The sequence below is a fragment of the Streptomyces sp. NPDC053367 genome, from assembly GCF_044545925.1.
Lineage (GTDB): Bacteria > Actinomycetota > Actinomycetes > Streptomycetales > Streptomycetaceae > Streptomyces.
The window spans coordinates 341,813-363,297 of record NZ_JBITYN010000007.1; the positions used below are offsets into that span (position 1 = coordinate 341,813).

The 21,485-nt window shown below is 71.7% G+C and carries 20 protein-coding genes; 8 read left to right on the forward strand and 12 right to left on the reverse strand.

The window, feature by feature from the left end:
• Positions 1–11 precede the first annotated feature (11 nt).
• The gene (locus ACIGXJ_RS21530; RefSeq protein WP_399647691.1) at positions 12–380 is read right to left on the reverse strand and encodes a hypothetical protein; all 369 of its coding nucleotides are present in this window, start codon (positions 378–380) and stop codon (positions 12–14) included.
• An 82-nt stretch (positions 381–462) separates the two neighbouring features.
• The gene (locus ACIGXJ_RS21535; RefSeq protein WP_399647693.1) at positions 463–1,431 is read right to left on the reverse strand and encodes a WD40 repeat domain-containing protein; all 969 of its coding nucleotides are present in this window, start codon (positions 1,429–1,431) and stop codon (positions 463–465) included.
• A gap of 117 nt (positions 1,432–1,548) precedes the next feature.
• Here ACIGXJ_RS21535 and ACIGXJ_RS21540 point away from each other — a divergent pair, with 117 nt between their 5' ends.
• The 3 genes from ACIGXJ_RS21540 to ACIGXJ_RS21550 all read left to right on the forward strand — a co-directional run bounded on the left by ACIGXJ_RS21540 (position 1,549) and on the right by ACIGXJ_RS21550 (position 3,931).
• Positions 1,549–2,229 carry a GDSL-type esterase/lipase family protein gene (locus ACIGXJ_RS21540; protein WP_399647696.1) on the forward strand — a complete coding sequence of 227 codons (681 nt, stop codon included), beginning with the start codon at positions 1,549–1,551 and terminating at the stop codon, positions 2,227–2,229.
• Positions 2,230–2,301: 72 nt separating this feature from the next.
• Positions 2,302–2,889, forward strand: a complete 588-nt coding sequence (locus ACIGXJ_RS21545; RefSeq protein WP_399647699.1) for a Uma2 family endonuclease — start codon at positions 2,302–2,304, stop codon at positions 2,887–2,889.
• A gap of 52 nt (positions 2,890–2,941) precedes the next feature.
• Positions 2,942–3,931: an aldo/keto reductase gene (locus ACIGXJ_RS21550; RefSeq protein WP_399647702.1), complete on the forward strand. Its 990-nt coding sequence runs from the start codon at positions 2,942–2,944 to the stop codon at positions 3,929–3,931.
• Positions 3,932–4,058: 127 nt separating this feature from the next.
• On the opposite strand, the gene thpR is transcribed toward ACIGXJ_RS21550, so the two are convergent.
• The 3 genes from thpR to ACIGXJ_RS21565 are packed head-to-tail and all read right to left on the reverse strand — an operon-like array spanning position 4,059 to position 6,453.
• Complete coding sequence (gene thpR / locus ACIGXJ_RS21555; RefSeq protein WP_399647704.1) at positions 4,059–4,631, reverse strand: RNA 2',3'-cyclic phosphodiesterase; 573 nt, start codon at positions 4,629–4,631, stop codon at positions 4,059–4,061.
• A 16-nt stretch (positions 4,632–4,647) separates the two neighbouring features.
• Positions 4,648–5,991: an MFS transporter gene (locus ACIGXJ_RS21560; RefSeq protein ID WP_399647706.1), complete on the reverse strand. Its 1,344-nt coding sequence runs from the start codon at positions 5,989–5,991 to the stop codon at positions 4,648–4,650.
• Positions 5,992–6,015: 24 nt separating this feature from the next.
• Complete coding sequence (locus ACIGXJ_RS21565) at positions 6,016–6,453, reverse strand: MarR family winged helix-turn-helix transcriptional regulator (RefSeq protein WP_386377691.1); 438 nt, start codon at positions 6,451–6,453, stop codon at positions 6,016–6,018.
• 155 nt (positions 6,454–6,608) lie between these two features.
• Between ACIGXJ_RS21565 and ACIGXJ_RS21570 the strand changes: the two genes are divergently transcribed.
• Entirely contained in the window at positions 6,609–6,791 is a 183-nt protein-coding gene (locus ACIGXJ_RS21570; RefSeq protein WP_399647710.1) for a ribbon-helix-helix protein, CopG family, read from the forward strand.
• Positions 6,792–6,794: 3 nt separating this feature from the next.
• On the opposite strand, the gene ACIGXJ_RS21575 is transcribed toward ACIGXJ_RS21570, so the two are convergent.
• Positions 6,795–8,246 carry an NCS2 family permease gene (locus ACIGXJ_RS21575; RefSeq protein ID WP_399647711.1) on the reverse strand — a complete coding sequence of 484 codons (1,452 nt, stop codon included), beginning with the start codon at positions 8,244–8,246 and terminating at the stop codon, positions 6,795–6,797.
• Between the two features lie 143 nt (positions 8,247–8,389).
• On the opposite strand from ACIGXJ_RS21575, the gene ACIGXJ_RS21580 reads away from it, so the two are divergent.
• Both ACIGXJ_RS21580 and ACIGXJ_RS21585 read left to right on the forward strand, forming a co-directional pair.
• Complete coding sequence (locus tag ACIGXJ_RS21580; RefSeq protein ID WP_399647714.1) at positions 8,390–8,656, forward strand: DUF2530 domain-containing protein; 267 nt, start codon at positions 8,390–8,392, stop codon at positions 8,654–8,656.
• Between the two features lie 76 nt (positions 8,657–8,732).
• Positions 8,733–11,177, forward strand: a complete 2,445-nt coding sequence (locus ACIGXJ_RS21585) for an HAD-IC family P-type ATPase (RefSeq protein WP_399647716.1) — start codon at positions 8,733–8,735, stop codon at positions 11,175–11,177.
• On the opposite strand, the gene ACIGXJ_RS21590 is transcribed toward ACIGXJ_RS21585, so the two are convergent.
• The 6 genes from ACIGXJ_RS21590 to ACIGXJ_RS21615 form a co-directional block, all read right to left on the reverse strand.
• Entirely contained in the window at positions 11,159–12,058 is a 900-nt protein-coding gene (locus ACIGXJ_RS21590) for a calcium-binding protein (protein WP_399647719.1), read from the reverse strand. The genes ACIGXJ_RS21585 and ACIGXJ_RS21590 overlap by 19 nt on opposite strands.
• Positions 12,059–12,165: 107 nt before the next feature.
• Positions 12,166–12,915: a calcium-binding protein gene (locus ACIGXJ_RS21595; RefSeq protein ID WP_399647721.1), complete on the reverse strand. Its 750-nt coding sequence runs from the start codon at positions 12,913–12,915 to the stop codon at positions 12,166–12,168.
• 217 nt (positions 12,916–13,132) lie between these two features.
• Complete coding sequence (locus ACIGXJ_RS21600; protein WP_399647724.1) at positions 13,133–13,927, reverse strand: calcium-binding protein; 795 nt, start codon at positions 13,925–13,927, stop codon at positions 13,133–13,135.
• A 47-nt stretch (positions 13,928–13,974) separates the two neighbouring features.
• Complete coding sequence (locus ACIGXJ_RS21605; protein ID WP_399647727.1) at positions 13,975–14,748, reverse strand: calcium-binding protein; 774 nt, start codon at positions 14,746–14,748, stop codon at positions 13,975–13,977.
• 191 nt (positions 14,749–14,939) lie between these two features.
• The gene (locus ACIGXJ_RS21610; RefSeq protein WP_399647730.1) at positions 14,940–18,056 is read right to left on the reverse strand and encodes a sacsin N-terminal ATP-binding-like domain-containing protein; all 3,117 of its coding nucleotides are present in this window, start codon (positions 18,054–18,056) and stop codon (positions 14,940–14,942) included.
• Between the two features lie 169 nt (positions 18,057–18,225).
• Positions 18,226–19,149, reverse strand: coding sequence for a DUF3027 domain-containing protein (locus ACIGXJ_RS21615; RefSeq protein ID WP_399647732.1), 924 nt, complete (start codon positions 19,147–19,149; stop codon positions 18,226–18,228).
• Positions 19,150–19,458: 309 nt separating this feature from the next.
• Between ACIGXJ_RS21615 and ACIGXJ_RS21620 the strand changes: the two genes are divergently transcribed.
• Both ACIGXJ_RS21620 and ACIGXJ_RS21625 read left to right on the forward strand, forming a co-directional pair.
• Positions 19,459–20,883: an MFS transporter gene (locus ACIGXJ_RS21620; RefSeq protein WP_399647734.1), complete on the forward strand. Its 1,425-nt coding sequence runs from the start codon at positions 19,459–19,461 to the stop codon at positions 20,881–20,883.
• A 62-nt stretch (positions 20,884–20,945) separates the two neighbouring features.
• Positions 20,946–21,479 carry a DUF2771 domain-containing protein gene (locus ACIGXJ_RS21625; RefSeq protein WP_399647737.1) on the forward strand — a complete coding sequence of 178 codons (534 nt, stop codon included), beginning with the start codon at positions 20,946–20,948 and terminating at the stop codon, positions 21,477–21,479.
• Positions 21,480–21,485 lie beyond the last annotated feature (6 nt).

The window sequence follows — 21,485 nt, forward strand, 5'->3', positions numbered from 1 at the left end:
CCGTACGCGTCTCAGCCCTCGGCCGACTTGCTGATGTGCTCGACCACCTCTTGGAACTCCTCGGACGGCGAGAACTCCACCAGCTCGCTGTCCTCCAGCGGCTCGGGGGCGTGCCCGGGGGCCCAGTAGTAGGCCTGGCCGGCCTCGTAGACGTGGTCGCCGTCCTTCGTGCGCATCTTGATCCGGCCGCTGAGCACATAGCCGTAGTGCGGGCACTGGCACAGGTCGTCGGGCAGCCCCTTGAGTGCCGAGCTGAGATCCGCTCCCTCGGGGAAGCGGAGGAAGCCGACCATCATGTCGCCCATCTCCGCCATGCGCACTTCCAGGCCGTCTTCCTCCGCCATGGCGACGGGGACGTCCTCGCGGCGTAGTCCGATCATGGCTGCCTCCAGGTTCCGGGCCCCTGCTCCCAGTGTCCGGCGGTACGGAACGGGGCGCGAGGCAGAGGGCCGGGCGGGAGGCCTAGGAGCGCCGCCTGCGCCGGGCGATGCCGAAGAGGCCGACGCAGATGCCGGCGACGACGACGTACTCGATGCGCAGCCCGGAGTCGCCGTCGTCCCCGGAGGCGCCCGAACCGCCCTTGGCCGAGGGCGACTTGGCGTCGCCGCCGGGCGCGTCCTGCGCCTCGACCGGGCTCTCGGCGCCCTCCATGCCGAGCATCAGCTTGGTGCCGTCGGCGGAGTAGGAGACCGACTCGCCCTGTCCCAGCGGGACGTTGACGCGGTCCAGGCGCCGGGGCTTCCCGCCGTTCCAGTCGTACGCGATGCCGCCCATGTAGCCGCGCACCACGAACTGCTCGCCGTCCGGGGAGAACGCGGCGTCGGTGGCCCACAGGTCGATGGGCGGGCCGGGCGAGAAGACGTTGGTGCCGGTGGCCGACAACTCGGCGGGCCCGGAGTAGAGATGGCCGCCGTCCTCGCTCTTGTCGATGATGTAGACGCGCCCGGTCCTCGGGTGCACGAGGAGGGACTCGGCGTCGCGGGGGCCGTCGGAGTACTTCACGACGTACTGCGTGGCGCGCACGCTCTGGTCCTTCAGCTCGGCCGGCTCGGGCAGCCGGTAGACCCAGACGTGGTCCCAGACGACGCCGTCGTTGTCGCCGATGTCGCCGACGTAGAGCTGGTCGTCGGGCCCCACGGCGATGGCCTCGACGTCACGCGGGTCGCCCACGCCGGTCATGGTGACCGTGGCGACGGTCTCCCCGGTCCGGCTGTCGACGGCGTAGAGGTAGGCGCCCTCGTCCTGGTCGTTGTGCGTCCAGTAGACGCCGGGGTGCTGCCGGGACGCGGCGAGACCGCTGGACTCGGTGATGCGCGGGTCCTTGATGGTGAAGCTCTCGTCGCCGTCGGCGGCGTACGCGTTCGACGGCACGGCGAGCCCCGACAACAGGCAGGCGGCAGCGGGGAGGAGGGCGGCAAGGCGTCGGCGCATGCCCCAAGACTGCCATCCCGGGGCGCGGACCCGAGGAGGCACCGGTGATGATCGTCGTGGCGGTCCTCACAGCGCCCCGTGACCCCACCGGCCACCCGGATCGTTCATCATGAGCGGATGCTCAGGTTCATGCCCGTAGGTGACTCCATGACGATCGGCAGCGCCGGCGAACACACATGGCGTTACCGGCTGTGGCAGCACCTGCGCGACACCCACGACGGCCCGTTCGCCCTCGTCGGCCCGCGCGAGACGCTGTACGACCAGGCCGCGCAGGAGCCGACGTCCTACGACTACGCCGACCCCGACTTCCCCCGCGCCCACCTGGCCGGCTGGGGCGAGGGCTGGCAGCACATGGTCCCGCTGATCGCGGACAGCGTGCGGGCGTGCCGCGCGGACGTGCTGCTGGTCTCGCTGGGCCTGATCGACCTGGGCTTCTACACGAACGCCGAGCAGACCGCGGACAACGTCCGGGCGTTCGTCGCGGCGGCCCGCTCGGCCAACCCCCGCGTCCGCATGGTGCTGCTCCCGGTGATCCGGAACGTCCGCGCGGAGGCCGACCCGGACTTCGCCGCCCAGGTGAGCCTCTTCAACGACCACCTCGCCAAGGCGGTGACCGACCTCGACGAGCCGGCCTCACCGCTGCTGCTGGCCTCGGTCCCCGACTCGTACGACTTCCACAGGGACACCTACGACGGCACCCACCCGAACGCCTCCGGCGAGCACAAGCTGGCGGCGGCCTTCGCGGACGCGATGTGGCGGGGATGGGGCTGGGGAGCGGAGTACGAGGTCCGTACGTGACCTGGTGACCGTGCGTATCGTTGTACTGCGCGGCTGGGCTTGTGGTGAGTCTGGCCGGGGAGGAGCGCCACGATGACCGTCGTCGAAGACAGGATCGAGATGGCCGAGAGCGACAACACGAGCACACTCGACGAGATGTTCGAGCGGCTTGAGCAGATGCCCGTCCCCGAGGGATACAAGGTCGAGATCGTCGAGGGGACCGTATACATGTCGCCGCAGCGGGACACCCACTGGGACATCATCCTGGACATCGTCGAACAGCTGCGGACCAAGTACCCCCGCAAGCGCGTGAAGTCGGACGTACGCATCGACTACCCCGGGCATCTCAACGGTTTCGCCACCGACGTGACGGTCATCGCCGAGGGTGCGGTCAGAACGGCAGGCGGTCTCTGGCGCTACGAGGATGTCGAGTTCGTCGCCGAGGTGATCTCGAAGGGCACCGCCGCCAATGACTACGGCCCCAAGAAGACCGCCTACGCCCTGGCCGAGGTGCCGGTCTACCTGATCGCTGACCCGTACCAGGGGCGCTGCCACATCCACACCCAGCCCAAGGGCGACGCGTACACCGTCGAGACCAGGGTCGCTTTCGGCCACGAGGTGGACCTCACCGGCACAGTCGTCGGCCTGACCCTCAAGACGGACGAGTTCCCCCGCGACTGAAGGCCGCGGGCTCCTTGCATAGAGCGCACTCCAAGCCGTTGGCTTGGAGACCATGAAGTACACGCAGCTCGGACGCACCGGACTCAAGGTCAGCCGACTGGTCCTCGGCACGATGAACTTCGGACCGCAGACGGACGAGGCGGACAGCCACGCGATCATGGACGCGGCGCTGGACGCGGGGATCAACTTCTTCGACACGGCCAATGTGTACGGCTGGGGCGAGAACAAGGGCCGCACCGAGTCGATCATCGGCAGCTGGTTCGCCAAGAGCGCGGCCAACCGCGACAAGGTCGTGCTCGCCACAAAGGTGTACGGCAACATGGGCACGGACGGCGAGCCCTGGCCGAACCACGACAAGCTGTCGGCCCTCAACATCCGGCGGGCGGTCGACGCCTCGCTGAAGCGCCTGCGGACCGACCACATCGACCTCTACCAGTTCCACCACATCGACCGGGACACCCCGTTCGAGGAGATCTGGCAGGCCGTCGACACGCTCGTCGCCCAGGGCAAGATCCTGTACGCCGGATCCAGCAACTTCCCCGGCTACAAGATCGCCCAGGCCAACGAGGCCGCCGCCCGGCGCGGGTCGTACGGACTCGTCAGTGAGCAGTGTCTGTACAACCTCTACGAGCGCCGCGCCGAGATGGAGGTCATCCCGGCCGCGCAGGACTACGGGCTGGGCGTCATCCCCTGGTCCCCGCTGCACGGCGGTCTCCTCGGCGGGGTGATCCGCAAGGAGGTCGAGGGCGGACGGCGCTCCAGCGGGCGTACCGCCGACGCGCTCAAGGACGCCGCCGTGCGCACCAGGGTGCAGTCGTACGAGGAGCTGCTCGACAAGCACGGGCTGGAGCCCGGCGAGGTCGCGCTGGCGTGGCTGCTGACCCGGCCGGGTGTGACCGGGCCGATCGTGGGGCCGCGTACGGCGGAGCAGCTGGAGTCGGCGCTGCGGGCGATCGAGCTGGAGCTGTCGCCGGAGCTCCTCGCCGGGCTGGAGGACATCTTCCCCGGACCGGGGCCCTCCCCCGAGGCCTTCGCCTGGTAGGGCACGGCGGCGCGGCGGCGGCCTGGGGCTATCTCCCCAGCGCCGCCGCCACCGCCACCAGCACGAACATCAGCACGAGCGCACCGGCCATGATCCGGTTCCGGGTCTTCGGGTCCACGGGACGAGCCTAACCGGCCGCGCCCAGTGGCCGGCGGGCGACCGCCTCGTAGCGGGGCTGCTCGCCCGGTACGCCGGAGGCGGGCAGGTTGCTGCGGACCAGGACCAGCTCGGACACGGTCCAGGTGCGGCCGGCGAACCCGGCGAGGGCGTCGACGTACGGCCCCACGTCCACCGCGTCGCGGCTGCGGGCCACCGTGAGGTGGGCCTTGTAGCGGCGGTGCTCGCCCATGTCGAGGCCGGCCCTGCGGCCGGCGGCCTCGCTGCGGTCGGCCAGCAGCCGCAGGGACTCCAGGTCACCGTCGGCCCCTGCCCACAGGGCGCGGCCGTGGCCGAAATGGCCCCCTCCGCGCAACGCCAGCGGGAAGGGGGCCGTGCGGTGTGCGGCGCGCTCCAGGCGGGCCGACAGATCGGGGACGACGCTGTCGTCGACCTCACCGTAGAAGGCGAGGGTGAAGTGCCAGCCGGGGCGGCCGGTCCAGCGGAGCCGGTCCGCGCCGGGGAGGCGTCTCAGCGCGTCCACCTCGGCGGCCAGTTCGGCGACCACCTCGTCCGGTGGCAGCACGGCGGCGAAGAGTCTCATACGCCCCACCCTGCCATCAGGCCGCCGCGGCCAGCTCCTCCCGCCGCTCGCGCGGCACGAACCGCACGCTCGGGTGGCCGTGGTGCCAGCCCACCGCCAGGCGCAGTCCGCCGGTGCGGGCGAGGACCACGGCGATCACCCCGGCGGCGAGGGCCGCGACGGCGCCGCCCGCGGCGAGGCCGGCGCGGGGGCCGTAGGCGTCGGTGATCCAGCCGGCGAGGGGCGCGCCGATGGGGGTGCCGCCGAGGAACACCATCATGTAGAGGGACATGACACGGCCGCGCATGACCGGGTCGGTCGCCATCTGCAGGCTGGTGTTGGCGGTGACGTTGATGGTCATGCCGAACAGGCCCAGCGGGATCATCAGCGCGGCGAACATCCACAGGGTGGGCGCCCCCGCGGCGACGACCTCGATCAGGCCGAACAGCAGCGCGGCGGTGCTGACCACGCGCAGCCGGGCCGTGCCGCGGCGGGCGGCGAGCAGGGCGCCCGCGACGGAGCCGACGGCCATAAGGGTGTTGAAGAGGCTGTAGGTGCCGGCGCCGGCGTGGAAGACGTCGTCGACGAAGGCGGAGAGGTAGACGGGGAAGTTGAAGGCGAAGGTTCCGACGAACCCGACGAGCACGATCGGCCAGATCAGCTCGGGCCGGCCGGAGACGTAACGCAGGCCCTCGCGGAGCTGGCCCTTGCCGCGCGGGGCGCGTTCGACGGCGTGCAGTTCGCGGGCCCGCATCAGCAGCAGGCCGGCGATGGGCGCGACGAAGGACAGGCCGTTGAAGAGGAACGCCCAGCCGGTGCCGACCCCGGTGATCATCAGGCCGGCCACGGCCGGGCCGATCAGGCGGGCCGACTGGAAGTTGGCCGAGTTGAGGCTGACGGCGTTCTGCAGCTGCTCGGGGCCGACCATCTCGGTGACGAAGGACTGGCGGGCCGGGTTGTCCACGACCGTGGCGAGGCCGACGGCGAGGGCGGCGACGTAGACGTGCCACACCTGGACCTGTCCGGTGATGGTCAGGGCGGCGAGCGCGAGGGCGGTGAGGGCCATCGCGGCCTGGGTGACCAGCAGGGTGGGGCGCTTGGGCAGGCGGTCGACGAGGACGCCGCCGTAGAGGCCGAGCAGGAGCATCGGCAGGAACTGCAGGGCGGTGGTGACGCCCACGGCGGTGGCGGAGCCGGTGAGGCTGAGCACCAGCCAGTCCTGGGCGATGCGCTGCATCCAGGTGCCGATGTTGGAGACGGCCTGGCCGAGGAAGAAGAGGCGGTAGTTCCTGATCCTCAGCGAGCTGAACATCGAGGAGCTGCGGGGGTGGTGGGTGGTCTTCGGTGCGGGTGCGGAAACTGTTCCGGTTCCCGTACTCAAGAGCGTTCGCCTCCTTGGTGCGGCTTACAGATGTGCGAGCTTCTCCAGCACGGGGGCGGCGGCGCGCAGTTTGGCCCACTCGTCCTCGTCGAGGTCCTCGACGAGCGCGGCCAGGAACGCGTTGCGCTTGCGGCGGCTCTCCTCGAGCATCGCCTCGGCCTGCTCGGTGCGGGTGACGACCTTCTGGCGCCGGTCCTCGGGGTGCGGCTCGAGCCGGACCAGGCCCTTGGCCTCCAGCAGCGCGACGATCCGCGTCATGGACGGCGGCTGGACGTGTTCCTTGCGAGCGAGTTCCCCGGGGGTGGCCCGGCCGCACAGGGACAGGGTGCCCAGCACCGACATCTCGGTGGGGCTGAGCGACTCGTCGACCCGCTGGTGCTTGAGGCGGCGGGAGAGCCGCATCACGGCGGAGCGCAGGGAGTTCACGGCGGCAGCGTCGTCGCCATGGGTGAGGTCCGGCATGTTCATTAGCTTAACTCATTACTCTGGCTAAGTACCACCCGGAACGCGCCAGATGCCCGTGACCCTCGCCACTCAAACGCCGACGTCACCCGTACGAGTGAGCCGATTCCGGAAAGTGACGCATCGGCCACCCCTGAGCGGCGACCCTCGTGTGCATGGGGACCAGCGTGCTCAGCCTGCGGGTGGACGGGGAGCTGCTCGAGCGGCTCCGGGACCATGCGGCCAAAACAGGAATGAGCGTCCAGGACTATGTCGTCCGGACGCTCATCCGTGATGACTTCGACGAACGGTTCCAGGCCGCCGTCGAGGAGACCGAGAAGTTCTACGGCCTGACGTGAGTGCTAAGTGAGGCCCAGCGCCGGCATCAGGTAGTAGAAGGCGAACACCGCCGACACCACGTACATCGCCGCCGGGACCTCCTTCGCCCGGCCGGCCGCCAGACGCATGGCCACGAAGGTGATGAAGCCCATGCCGATGCCGTTGGTGATCGAGTAGGTGAACGGCATCATCACCATCGTCACGAACGCCGGGACGGCGATCGTGTGGTCGGCCCAGTCGATCTCCTTGACCGAGCCGGCCAGGATCAGGAAGCCGACCGCGAGCAGGGCCGGGGTGGCCGCCTGGGACGGGACCATCGTGGCGACGGGCGTGAGGAACAGCGCCAGGGTGAACAGGCCGCCCGTCACGACGTTCGCGAACCCGGTGCGGGCACCCTCGCCGACACCGGCGGTGGACTCCACGAAGGCGGTCGTGGCCGAGGAGGAGCTCGCGCCGCCCGCGGCGACCGCCAGACCGTCGATGAAGAGCACCTTGTTGATGCCGGGCATCTGCCCCTGGGCGTCGGTCAGCCTGGCCTCGTCGCTGACGCCCATGATCGTGCCCATGGCGTCGAAGAAGCAGGACAGCAGGACGGTGAAGACGAACAGGACGCCCGTCAGCACGCCGACCTTGCCGAAGCCGCCGAACAGGCTCACCTCGCCGATCAGACCGAGGTCGGGCGTGGCGACCGGGTTGCCGGGCCAGGTGGGCGTCGTCAGGCCCCAGGACGGCACCTTCGCGACCGCCTCGATGATCACCGCGAGGACGGTCATGACGACGATCGAGATCAGGATCGCGCCCGGCACCTTGCGGACGATCAGGGCGAGGGTCAGCAGCGCGCCCAGGATGAACACCAGCACCGGCCAGCCGTTGAGGTGGCCGTCGCCGCCGAGCTGCAGCGGGACCGTGGTGTGGGCGGCGTCCGGGATGCGGGAGACGAAGCCGGAGTCGACCAGGCCGATCAGCATGATGAACAGGCCGATACCGATCGAGATGGCCTTGCGCAGGCCGAAGGGCACCGCGTTCATGACGCGCTCGCGCAGGCCCGTCGCCACCAGCAGCATGACCACGAAGCCGGCCAGCACGACCATGCCCATGGCGTCCGGCCAGGACATGCGCGGGGCGAGCTGGAGGGCGACGACGGAGTTCACGCCGAGACCGGCGGCCAGCGCGATCGGCACATTGCCGAGGACACCCATCAGCAGCGTGGTGAACGCCGCCGTCAGGGCCGTCGCGGTGACCAGCTGGCCGTTGTCGAGCTGGTGGCCGTACATGTCCTTCGCGCTGCCCAGGATGATCGGGTTGAGCACGATGATGTAGGCCATCGCGAAGAAGGTGGCGAAACCACCGCGGACCTCGCGGGACAGGGTGCTGCCGCGCTCGGAGATCTTGAAGAAGCGGTCGAGAGCGCCGTGGGCGGGCGCGCCGCCCGGCTGCTCCGGAGCGGGGACCTTGGCGGGGGCCGAGGTGGACATTTGTGGGTTCCTACGAACAGAAGTGGACAGAGGCAAACGGTTTCAGTATGAACATATGAGTCCCCCGATTGCCATCTCCGCGCGTAGACCTGATCGCCGGGGAAGCGGTCGGGTTCACCGGGTCCGCCTCGTACACTGCCCGCATGGCGAAGTGGACCCCCCAGCACGAGGCGCCGGAGCCCCTTGAGGGCCCGGTCGTTCCGACGATCGTCGGCGGCACGATCCTCTGGTTCGTCCTCTTCCTGGCCCAGCTGCCGTTCTACGGCTGGTTCGACGACCGCGGCCACGCCTGGTGGGTGTGGACCTGCCTGGCGGGCGGGGGCCTCGGACTCATCGGCATCTGGTACGTGCGCAGACGGGACGCCGCGATCAAGCGGGCGGCCGCCCGCGACGACGTACCGGCCTCCTAGCCGCCTCCCGAGGGCAGGCGGCCCGGAGCGACCGGTCGGCGGGTGAACGGACGGATCCGCACGTACCGTCGAATGCATGACGCACACCGACGCGAGCGCCGGACTCGACCCTGTGCATCCCCTGCCCGCGCCGGCGCCGCCGGCCGGCGGGCTCACCGCGGCCGAGGTCGCCGAGCGGGTGGCGGCCGGCCGGGTCAACGACGTGCCGGTGCGCAGCAGCCGGTCCGTGGCCGACATCGTCCGGGCCAACGTCTTCACGCGGTTCAACGCCATCATCGGTGTCCTGTGGCTGATCATGCTGTGCGTCGCGCCGATCCAGGACAGCCTGTTCGGCTTCGTGATCCTCGCGAACACCGGCATCGGCATCGTCCAGGAGTGGCGGGCCAAGAAGACCCTGGACTCCCTCGCGGTGATCGGCGAGGTCCGGCCGACGGTGCGCCGGGACGGGGCCGCCGTACAGATCGGCACCTCGGAGATCGTGCTGGACGACGTCATCGAGATCGGGCCCGGCGACAAGGCGGTCGTGGACGGGGTGTGGGTCGAGGCGGACAGCCTGGAGGTCGACGAGTCGCTGCTGACCGGCGAGGCCGACCCGGTCGTCAAGAGGCCCGGCGACCCGGTGCTGTCCGGCAGCTTCGTCGTCGCGGGCGGCGGCGCCTTCCGGGCCACCAAGGTCGGGCGCGAGGCGTACGCGGCGCAGCTCGCCGAGGAGGCCTCCCGGTTCACCCTGGTCCACTCCGAGCTGCGCTCGGGCATCTCCACCATCCTCAAGTACGTGACGTGGATGATGGTCCCGGCCGCGCTCGGCCTGATCGTCACCCAGCTGGTCGTGGAGAGCCGGGACCTGCGGGACTCGGTCGCCCGCACGGTCGGCGGCATCGTGCCGATGGTCCCCGAGGGGCTGGTGCTGCTCGCCTCGGTCGCCTTCGCGATCGGCGTCGTCCGCCTCGGCCGCAAACAGTGCCTGGTGCAGGAGCTCCCCGCCATCGAGGGCCTCGCCCGAGTCGACACGGTCTGCCTGGACAAGACCGGCACCCTCACCGAGGGCGGCATGGACGTGACGGAGCTGCGCGTCCTCGACGGCTACGAGGAGGACCACGTCCGGCAGGTGCTGAGCGCGCTCGGCGAGTCCGACCCGCGGCCCAACGCCTCCCTGAGGGCGATCATCGACGCCTACCCCGACGACAGCGAGGAGTGGCGCTGCACCGAGTCGCTGCCGTTCTCCTCGGCCCGCAAGTACAGCGGCGCCACCCTCAGCGAGGGCGACGGCGAGAGCGGCACCTGGCTGCTGGGCGCCCCGGACGTGCTGCTCGCCGACGACGCCCCGGCCCTCGGCGAGACCGAGCGGCTGAACGAGGAGGGGCTGCGGGTGCTGCTGCTGGCCCGCGCCTCCCGCGAGCTGGGCGACCCGGAGGTGGCGCGGGGCGCCGAGCCGGCCGCGCTGGTGGTGCTGGAGCAGCGGCTGCGCCCGGACGCCGCGGACACACTGCGCTACTTCGCCGAGCAGAACGTCCGCGCGAAGGTGATCTCCGGTGACAACGCGGTGTCGGTGGGCGCGGTCGCGGACAAGCTGGGGCTTTCGGGCACGGTGGTCGACGCGCGGCGGATACCGGCCGAGCGGGAGGGCATGGCGCAGGCCCTGGAGGAGGGCACCGTGTTCGGGCGGGTCACCCCGCGGCAGAAGCGGGACATGGTGGGGGCGCTGCAGTCCCGCGGCCACACGGTCGCCATGACCGGCGACGGCGTCAACGACGTCCTCGCGCTGAAGGACGCCGACATCGGTGTCGCGATGGGCTCGGGCTCGGAGGCGACCCGCGCGGTCGCGCAGATCGTGCTGCTGAACAACAGCTTCGCGACCCTGCCGTCGGTGGTGGCCGAGGGCCGCCGGGTCATCGGCAACATCACGCGCGTGGCGACGCTGTTCCTGGTGAAGACGGTCTACTCGGTGCTGCTCGCGGTGCTGGTGGTGTGCACGCGCGTGGAGTACCCGTTCCTCCCGCGCCATCTGACCCTGCTGTCCACGCTGACCATCGGCGTCCCGGCCTTCTTCCTGGCCCTCGCGCCCAACAAGGAGCGGGCCAGACCGCACTTCGTGCGGCGGGTCATGCGGTACGCGGTCCCGGGCGGGGTCGTCGCGGCGGCCGCGACCTTCACGACGTATCTGATCGCCGGGGACCACTACCACGGCGAGGACGCCCTGGACGCCGAGACCAGCGCCGCGACCCTGACGCTGTTCCTGGTGTCGATGTGGGTGCTGGCGATCATCGCCCGCCCCTACACCTGGTGGCGCGTGCTGCTGGTCGCGGCGATGGGCGGCGCGTTCCTGCTGGTGCTCGTCGTGCCGTGGCTGCAGGAGTTCTTCGCGCTGCGGCTGGTCGGCATGGAGATGCCGTGGCTCGCGGTCGGCATCGCGGTGGTGGCGGCGGTCGCCCTGGAGGTGCTGTGGAGGTGGGTCGACCGCCGCTTCCCGGATCAGGACCGGCGGGATGGTGCCGCGGGTGCTTACCGCACGTCGACGTAGTCGCCCGGCGACACGGTCATCGGGGACGTCGTGGTGGAGGCGCCGGAGAAGAAGAAGCGCCAGGTGCCGTCGTAGGTGGCGGTGTGGGTGGTGCTGATGGCGCCGTAGGTGTTCGACTTGACCGTCTTCACCTTGGAGTACGCGGTGGCGCCGGCCTTCTTGAACTGCAGCTGCATGTACTGGTTGGTGAACTTGCTGTAGGTGCCCGTCTCCCAGTTGGCGCGGGTGAAGGCGCCCTTGAGGGTGAGGGCCCGGCCCTTGACCACCGGCTCCGGGGAGGCGTTCATGGTGAGGACGGCGTTCCGCTGGACCCGGTGGGTCCGGTAGAAGTCGTTGACGTACTCGCTCCCGTCCTTGGCCCAGGCGCCCACGCCCACGTGCCAGGTGCCGGCGAGCACGTTGGCGTACAGGTCACCGACCAGCTTCGGGTCGTTGACACCCGGGGTGGCCGTGATGGTCATCTTGCAGTTGACGGCGGTGGTGGAGGTGACCGCGTCGCAGGTGACGGCGTCACCCGAGGGGAGATAGCCGTCGGCCCGGTACGGGTCCGAGCCGTGCCACAGGTCGATGTAGATGGAGTCGATGCCGCTGGGGTGGCTGGCGGTCATCGACACCGTGAACGTCTTGGCGCTCTTGCTGCCGACGACCACGGCCTTGCCGCTGTTGATACGGACGTTGCTGACGACCGGCGCGGCCTGGGCGCCGACGGCGGCCGAGGCGGAGCCGGACTTGGCGGCGCCACCCGGCACGGAGACCGCGCGCTGCTGGGTGATGCCCGGACGGTCCACACCGGCCGAGTCGTCGGCCTGCGCGGCCGGCATGACGAGGGCGGACAGAGCGAGGGCGCCGGAAACCGCGGCGACAGCGGTGCGCGTACGCATGGAGGTCCTTCGGAGGCTCGGGAACGCCAGGAGGGCGGTGGAGGGGGACGCCCGGCCCCGGCCGGCTGCCGGGGTCGGGCGCGGTGGGTCACGGGGACCCGGAGGTCTTACTGCACGTCGATGTAGTCGGCGGCCGAGGCGGTGGGGCCGCTGATGGAGTTGCCGCTGTAGGCGAAGCGGTAGGAGCCGTCGTACGTGGCGGTCGTGGTGGCGCTCAGGTAACCGGTGGTGGTGCCCTTGATCGTCTTCACGTTGGTCCACGTGGTGGTGCCGGCCTTCTTGTACTGCAGGCGCACGTACTGGCTGCCGTAGTTGTAGTACAGGCCGTTCTCCCAGTTCACCCGGGTCTGGCGGCCGGTGACCGTGATGACCTTGCCGCGGCGGACCGGCTCCGGGGAGGCGTTGGCCGTCAGGCGGGTGGCGCGCTGGAGCTTGAAGGCCAGCGCGTTCTCCTTGTAGATGTAGTCGCCGTCCTTGGCGTTGATCCAGACGTCGACGGTCCAGGTGCCGGCGTTGTTGTTGAACAGGTCGGCCTTCGGGTCCACCGCCACCCAGGCGCTGCAGGTCGAGGTCGTGGCGTTGACCGCGGTGCAGGTGGGCTTGTCGCTGATGAGCACGCCGTAGTTCGGCCCGTACAGGTCGATCGAGTCCTCGGCGTCCAGGATGCCCGAGTTGTCCGTCGCCGTGACGGTGACCTTGAACTTCTTGGCGGTCGCACCGACCTGTACCTGGTTGTCGCCGTCGACGACAACACGCGTGATCTTGGTGTCGCCCTCGATCACGTCGGCCTGGGCGGCCGGAACGGCGAGAGCGGACAGGGCCAGGGCGCCGGTGACGACGCCGAGGGTGGCACGCATGCGCATGTCTCTTCCCCACTGAGACGGGACCTCGGTGCCCTTCGTTGCCTGTGGCTCGTGAGCGCGGCGAGGTCCGGGAGATCTAGGAGTCTGTTGACTCGGAAGATCAGATCTGTGACGGCGGAGAAAGGTTGTACGACTGGCGAAGATTTTGTTCGGGATCGGCCGAGCCCCCGAGAGGGGCCCGGCCGAGCGTGTGCGGGTCGCCCCCGGCCGCCTATCGCACGTCGACGTAGTCGGCGACGGAGACGGCCGACGTGCGGTGGGCGTCACCGGCGTACACGAAGCGGTAGTAGCCGTCGTACCGGGCAGTGGTCGTGGTGCGCAGAGCGCCCACGCTGTTCGACCTGGCGGTCTTCAGCGTGGTCCAGGTGGAGGTGCCCGCCTTCCTGTACTGGAGCTTCACGTACTGGTTGGGCAGCGGGACATAGCTGTACTCGAACTGGTACTCGGCCACGGTGAGCTTGCCCGTGGCGGTGATGGTCCCGCCCTTGCGGACCGGCTCCGGGGAGGCGTTGGTCCGCACGATGGTGTGGCGCTTGGTCGTGAAGGTCTTGACGTTCTCGTCGGTGTGGGTGCCACCCTGCTTGTCGGTGACGGTCACCAGGGTGTCCCAGGAGCTGCCGTCCCCCCGCCACGGGCGCAGGATGAACGTCGCCCGGCAGGTGGCGGTGGTGGCGTTCACCTCGGTGCAGTCGAGCATGCCGTCGGGGGTCGCGGGCCCCGCCATGTCGGGCCAGCTCTGGTCGTCGAGGTCGTCGGGGGAGGGCAGTGTGCCGCCGCTCCAGAGCAGGGCGTCGACGCTTCTGACGCCCGCGGGCGCCTGCACGGTCATGGAGACGCTGACCGGCTCGACGCCGGTGGGGGTGAAGACGACCGGCTTGCCCTCGTTGACGACGACGTTCGAGACGGTGAACGCGGCCGGTTCCTCGTCGGCCCGGGCGGCCGGCAGGGCAAGGGCGGAAAGGGCCAGCGCGCCGGAGACCGCGGCGATGGTGACACGAGTACGCATGAGTTCCTTCTCGGGATTCGCAGGGATGTCCGGGACCGGGCGCGTGCCTACTGCACGTCGACGGCGTCGGCCGCGGAGGTCACGGCGGCGGAGGCCGAGTTGCCGGCGTACACGAAGCGGTAGGCGCCGTCGTAGCCGGCCGTGGCGGTGGCGCTCACATAGCCCGCGGAGGTCGACTTGACCGTCTTCAGCGTGGTGAAGGAGGTCGCGCCCTTCTTCCTGAACTGGAGCTTCACGTACTGGCCGCCGTAGCCGCCGTAGGTGAGCGTCTCCCAGCTGACCCGGGTCAGCCTGCCGCTCACCGTGACGGTGCGGCCCTTGCGGACGGGCTCCGGGGAGGCGTTGGCGGTCAGCCTGGTGTGGCGCTGGAGCTTGAAGGTGCCCGCGGACTCCTTCCAGACCCAGTCCTTGTCGATGGCGTTGATCCACGTGTCGACGCGGTAGGTGCCGGCGTTGTCGTCGGTGAGACGCTCGGGCGCGTCGGTCCTCGGGTTGACCACGAACCCGCCCCTACAGGTCGCGGTGGTGTCGTCGACGAGCGAGCAGCTCGGGTACTTCGCGTGGAACCAGCCGGAGTCCGGGCCGTACACGTCCATCCACTCCGCGGCTTCGGACCAGTCGAAACCGGAGTCGTCGGTCACCGTGACGCTGACGGTGAACCTCGTCTCGTCCCTGCCGACGACGACCTTGTCGTCTCCGTCGACGACGACCTTGGTGATCTTGGTGTCGCCGTAGCTGCCGTCGGCCTGTGCGGCCGGGACGGCGAGCGTGGACAGTGCCAGGGCGCCGGTGAGGACGCCGAGGGTGACACGCTTGCGCATATCTGGTTTCCCCCCACGGGAAAGAGACCTCGCCGCTCTGCGACGCGCACGCGGCTCGCGAGCGTGGCCAGGCCCAACTGATCGAACTTCTGAGCCTTTTGACTCGTCCGATCAGATCCGTGAGGGACGGGAATGGTTGTACGGCCGGTGAACGGGTGATGTCCGCCGACCGCACAGTCCTCCCGTGGAACTCAGTCGAACCAGCGGTCCCGCGCCAGCTCCGCCGTCCGGGACGGGTCCTCCAGCAGGGCGGCCACCTCGAAGCGGCGGGGCCACTGACCGGCCGCCCAGGCGAGGCCGGCGGCGACGCCCTCCAGGGTGGCGGCGTGCAGGACGCCGTCGTCGGTGAGGCGCCAGTCGATCTCGACGCCGTCCACGACCAGTTCCTCGTGCTCGACGTACGACGCCGGCGTGCGCGGGCCGAGCAGCACCCGCACCGACTCCGACACCGCGTGCTCGGTGCCCTCGGAGCCGACGGCCCCGGACACGGACTCGCTCAGCCGCCGCACCTGGAACAGCTCGGCGAGCTCGGCGGCGCGCGCCGGGCGGACCGGCAGCAGGGGCACGCCCTCGGTGAAGGGCAGCAGGTCGGGCGAGTCGACGACCACCGCGTCGGCGGCGTCCACGACGGCCGTGCGCCCGTCGACCACCGCCCTCAGCTCGTCCGGCAGCGTGACCTGCTCGGGGTCGAGGTCGGCCAACGCCCCGTACAACCCGTGCAGTTGCGCGGCGCTCACCTCGCGCTCCGGGTCGGCCAGCCGGTCCAGCAGCTCCGCGGCGCCGCCCGGCTCGTCGAGGAGCGCGGCCACCGAGGTGCGTACGCCGAGCGCCCGCAGGACCTGCTCGTCGTCGAAGCCGGTCGCGTCGGCCTCGTCGTACAGCCCGCGCAGCAGCGGGTCCCCGCCCGCCGCGAGGAGGCCCGCGGGACGGCGGCCGTCGAGCACGGGGTGCCCGCGCAGCCACCACGCGGTGTACGGCCGTACGGTCTCGTGGGTGCCGTCGGGCAGCAGGATGCGCACCGGCTGGGTGAGGGCGTCCCTGAGCGGCGGCTGGGCGAGCAGGGCGAGGGCCTGCGGCCAGCGGTCGTCGTCGACGAGGTCGAGATCGCGTACGGCGACCAGCTCGGTGGCGACCGGCGGCACGGGCGAGTCGGGGAAGCGGTCGAGGACGTCCTCGCACCAGACGTCCACGGCGTCCAGCAGCCCGGCGTCGTCAGGTTCGGCGAAGTCGCCTTCGCGGGGCTCCAGTTCGTCCGGGTCGAGGACGACGTCGGTGGCGCGGACGAGAGCGAAGTTCGCGAGCACCCCGCAGGCGGCCAGCGGCTGCTCGCCCCACTTGCGGGCCAGGTCGGCGTCGACGGCGGCGAGTTCACCCTCACGCATGACCTGGTGGAAGGCGCTGCCCGGCAGCACCAGCTCACCGGCCGGCGCGAGTTCGCCGTCCTCGTCGGGCAGCGCGAGCGCGCCCAGCCAGGGTTCGTCACCGGGTTCGAGGCCGGCGTCGCGGACCAGCGCGAGAACGGTGTCGGCCAGCTCCTCCGCGTCGGGCGCGTCGGCCTCCCAGTCGAGGCCGCCGTCGTCGTCCAGGGAGGAGGCCACGGCGGCCCGCACCTGGGGCGTGGTCAGCACGGCCCGCGGGGTGGCGGGCAGCGCGCCCAGCTTCTCCAGCAGCGGGTGGGCCGCGTCCTCGTGGGCGACCTTCAGCCCGAGCCGGGCCAGCACCTCGGCGTCGATACGGGCCGCGTCCGCGGTCGGCAGCAGCACCTGGCGGGGCCCGATCGTGGTGCGCCCGTCCGCGAGCGGCACGGGAAGCCCGGTGAGCCGGTCGGGGTCCACACCGGCGAGGCTGTCGTACAGCCGCCGCCACCAGCCGGGATCCTTCTCCAGCCCGGCCAGCCGGTCCACGGCGTCGGTCAGCGGCACCCGGGCAACCCCGAGCGTGCGCAGCTCGGCGCGGCGCTCCAGTCCCGCGGGCAGCAGGGTGGGCAGCATCTCGGCGAGGACGGTGACGGTGTCGGCCCCGGCACCTTCGACGACCTCCGCGTCCCTCGGCCGCAGCGTCTCCGGCAGGTCCTCGCCGGGCCCGGCGGCGGGCGGCAGGAAGGGCGTGCGCGGCAGCCGCTCCAGGACGGCCTGGCGCAGCGCCCCGTCGAGCGCGCCCTTTCCCAGCGGGCCGGGCACGAGGTCGATGATCCCGGCGGTCACCGGCCGCCAGTCGGCGAGGAGTCCGGCGTAGGCGTCGGCGGCGCGCTCGACGAGGAAGTCGGTCAGCGGGCCGGGTGCGGCGTGCCGCCGGGTGGTGTCCAGCGGGAAGGAGGCGATGAGCAGGGCGGGCACACCGAGGGGCTCGTCGCTGGGGGTGGGCGCGTGCACGACGGGGCTGGTGCGGGGCCGGGCGGGCGAGCCGTCGTCGTCGACGGGCACGGCCCAGGTGACGGACCAGTACGGCCGCAGCCGTTCCTCGACGGGCCGCTCCGCGAGCAGTTCGGCGGCGAGGGTCCCGTGCGCGGCGGCGGTCCGCCAGCGGGTGGTGCCGTCCCGCGAGTCCGCCACGACGGTCAGGTCGCCGTCGGTGTCGCGGCGCAGGGTCCGTACGGTGTCGGTGCCGGTCTCGACCACGACCTCCTCCAGGCCCGGCAGGGCGAGGAGCAGGGCGTCGTCCACGGCGGTGAGGAGCCGTTCGGCGAGGTCGGCGGCGGCGGCGTCGCGCAGCGGCAGGATGACGGCGGTGTCGTACGGGTCCGGCGCGCTCCCCTCGGCGGCGAAGGGCAGCCGCAGCAGCGGCACATGCCCGTCCCGCCGCCGGATCTCGTCCCCGAGCCCGGGGCTGTGCCGGGCGGTCTCGGCGGCGAGGTCCCGGGCCTCGGCGAGCGACCAGCGCACGCCACCGTGCCGGCCGACGACGGCGGGCTCGTCGGTCACGGCGAGCACGGCGGCGAACCCGACGCCGAACCGCCCGACGGCCCCGGTGCCGCTCTCCCGCTTCGCGGAGGCGCGCAGGGTGGCCAGCGACTCGACACCGGCCGCGTCCAGCGGCGCCCCGGTGTTGGCGGCGACGAGCACGCCGTCCCGCAGGGTGAGCCGCAGCCGCCCGGGCACCCCGGCCCTCGCGGCGGCGTCGGCGGCGTTCTGGGCGAGCTCGACGACGAGCCGGTCCCGGTATCCGCCGAGGACCAGATCCTCCTCGGCGTTCGCGTCCTCCCGGAACCGGGCCGGGCTGGTCGCCCACGCGTCCAGCACACCTCGCCTGAGCCGAGCCGTCCCGAAGGGGTCAGCACCCTCGGCCGCGGGCCGCACGAACTTGCTCACGTCCACACTCTCCTCATCGGGGTGACCATGAAGGTACCCGTCCCCGAGGGGAGCGTGCGCCCACGGATGTGAGGCCTGTGTGACGGAGCCGGCCGTCACCCCCCGCGCCGTGGGCGAGGCGTTGACGGCCGGCCTGCCGCGAGAGGGCGGGCGTACGCCGCCCGGCCCGCTACGAGTGGCCCAGCTCCGCCGTGTCCTCGTCCGTCACGTCCGGGACCGAACCGCCGTCCCGGACCGGCCGCAGCGGGAACGGGTCGACGCGTGTCTCGTCGATGACCGGGGCGGGCGGACGGGGCGGGGCGGGCATGACCGCGGCCTCGGAGTGGCCGCCGCAGCCGTAGGCCAGGGAGACCACGCGGCCGTCCGCCGGGGAGAACTCGTTGGCGCAGACCCCGAAGGCCTGGCCGAGCGAGCCGCCGATGGGGGCGAGGAAGCCGCAGCTGACGCAGGTGGCGGGGGCCGCCTGGGCCATGGGGGTCTTGGCGCCGAAGGCCTCCTCCCAGCGGTCGGCGGCGATGTGCAGGCCGTAGCGGGACAGGACGCGGGCGCGGCGCATGCCGAGTTCTTCGGCGACCGCCGCGATCGAGCCCCGGGCCGGCGCGGTGGGCAGGCTGGCCGGGGCGCCCTGCGTCACCTCGGCGTCCTCGGCCTCGACCAGCTCGGCCATGTCCTCGGAGACGGGGGAGTTCGGCGTCGGCGCGTCGTCGGTCCAGCCCGGCTCCAGCCGCAGGTCCTCGGCGTCGGTGGGCAGGAGGTCGCCGGGGCCCATGTCCCCGGGGCGCAGCCGCTCGCTCCACGGCACCCACTCGGGGGCCAGCAGGGCGTCGGGGCCGGGGAGCAGGACGACCTCGTCGAGGGTGACGATCTTCGCGCGGGAGGCCCGGGCGACGGTCACCGCCCAGCGCCAGCCGCGGTAGCCGAGTTCCTTCGATTCGAAGAAGTGCGTGACCACGCGGTCGCCCTCGGAGACCAGCCCGGCGTGTTCGCCCACCACGCCGGGTGCGGCCGCCTCCTCGGCTGCGGCGCGGGCGAGGTCGACCGCCTCGGCGCACAGGCGGTCGGGGGTGCGGCTTCGCGTGCTCGCTGCGCTCACAGGTATCGCTTCTCTCCTACGCCGTCTCTCGTGGGTGCCTCCTCGGCGGCGGCGCGGACGGAGCGGACCTGTGGGCCGCGTCGACGTCCGCCTCCGATCACACTCGGGCGCACCTGTGCCATCCATTGTGCGGGATGGCTGAGATACGCACGCTACCTGTTCGCGCGCGCTCGGCCTACACCGACGTGGTTTCCCGTCCGATCGGAGTGATCTTCACGGGTCCCGGCGAGGAGCGTCCCACCGCGAAAGTACGGGGCCATACGCGCGGTAACCGCACTACACATGCCCGGATCGGGGCACTATGGCGTCGTGGCAGCCGCGAGGTCGTCCCAGGGAACCACCGGCGTCGGTGGGGTCGAGGGGAGCAGCCGGGGTGGCGGTTCGGGCCGGTTCCGCGGCTCCGTCCGCCGGGTGGGGCGTGCCCTGCACCTGCCGCTGACCGGGCCGGCGCGCGGCATCAGGAAGGCCACGCACGCGCAGGGGGCCGGCGAGTCGGGTCTGGGCAAGCTGATCGAGCTGCACGGCGTGAACGGCGCGGGCGACATGATGATCACGGTCGCGCTGGCCTCCACCGTCTTCTTCTCCGTGCCCACCGACGAGGCCCGCGGCCGGGTCGCGCTCTACCTCGCCATCACGATGGCGCCGTTCACCCTGCTCGCCCCGGTGATCGGCCCGCTCCTGGACCGCGTACCGCACGGGCGGCGGGCCGCGATGGCGATGGCGATGCTGGCGCGGGCGCTGCTCGCGCTGGTGCTGTCCAGCGCGGTGGTCGCCGGCAACCTCCAGCTGTATCCGGCGGCGCTGGGCGTGCTGGTGGCGTCGAAGGCGTACGGCGTGGTGCGCAGCGCCGTGGTGCCGCGGCTGCTGCCGCCGGGGTTCTCGCTGGTGAAGGCGAACTCCCGGGTCACCCTGGGCGGCCTGCTGGCGACCGGCGTCGCGGCGCCCGTCGGGGCGGGGCTGCAGGCCATCGGGCCGCGCTGGCCGCTGTACGGGGCGTTCGTGCTGTTCGTCGCCGGTACGGTCCTGTCGTTCACGCTGCCGCCGAAGGTCGACTCGGCGCGCGGCGAGGACCGGGCCCTGCTGGCGGCGGATCCCGAGCATCTGCACGGCCCGCACCTGAAGCCGGTCAAGCGGCCGGGGCTGCGCACGGTCGGCCCGGCGGTCACCCACGCCCTGGGCGCGAACTGCGCGCTGCGCTGTCTGTCCGGGTTCCTGATCTTCTTCCTGGCGTTCCTGCTGCGCGAGCACCCGATGACCGGGCAGAGCGCGGCGGTGTCGCTGGGCATGGTCGCGGTCGCGGCGGGCGCCGGCAACGCGGCGGGCACGGCGGTCGGGGCGTGGCTGCGCTCACGGGCGCCGGAGATCATCATCGTGACCGTCGTGGCGCTGGTGCTGGGCGCGGCCGTCGTGGCGGCCGTTTTCTTCGGGGCGGTGCTGGTGGCGTGTCTGGCCGCGTTCGCGGGCTTCGCCCAGGCGCTGGCCAAGCTGTCCCTGGACGCCCTGATCCAGCGGGACGTCCCCGAACAGGTCCGCACCTCCGCCTTCGCCCGCTCCGAGACCCTGCTGCAGATGTCCTGGGTGTTCGGCGGCGCGGTCGGCATCGCCATGCCGCTGAACGGGGCGCTGGGGCTGTCGGTGGGGGCCGCGATCGTGGCGGCGGGCTGGCTGACGACCGTACGGGGGCTGCTGGCGTCGGCCCGGCACGGCGGGGCGCACCGGACGCGGGTGGCGTAACCCACGGCATGGCCCCGGCCCCAGGTGAGGGACCGGGCAGGGGCGCCCGATAGCCTTCGCACATGACCACGCTGCCCCGCGGCGAAGCCGCTAGTGAACACAGTGCTGTGCGACGCCGCCGCGCCGTCGCCGCCGCCGGCGCCGTTTCCGCCGGACTGCTCGTCCTCACGGCCTGCGACAAGCCGACGCCCGTCGCGACGATCACCGTCGGCTCGAGCTCGGTCAACGACGAGGCCATCTGCTACAACGACGGCGACAAGCTGAACACCAAGTCGCTGGGGAAGTGCGCCAAGAACACCGAGGACGTCAAGTCCATCACGGTGGGCCAGGACGAGACCGTCCGCTTCGGTGTCGACCCCGAGATCGCGGACAGCGGGTGGGTGATCCTGGTGAACGGCCGCCCGTTCATCGACACCACCAAGCAGACGTACACCGAGATCCCCAGCAACGCGTTCTTCAACGCCCAGTACGGCACCCAGGGCGACACCAACACGGTGTCCATCCAGGAGGGCGCCAAGGGCGTCAAGGGCCTGTGGACGTTCAAGCTGAAGCAGTCGGAGTCCTGGAAGGACGCCATGAAGGAGAGCCTGTCCTGACGGCTC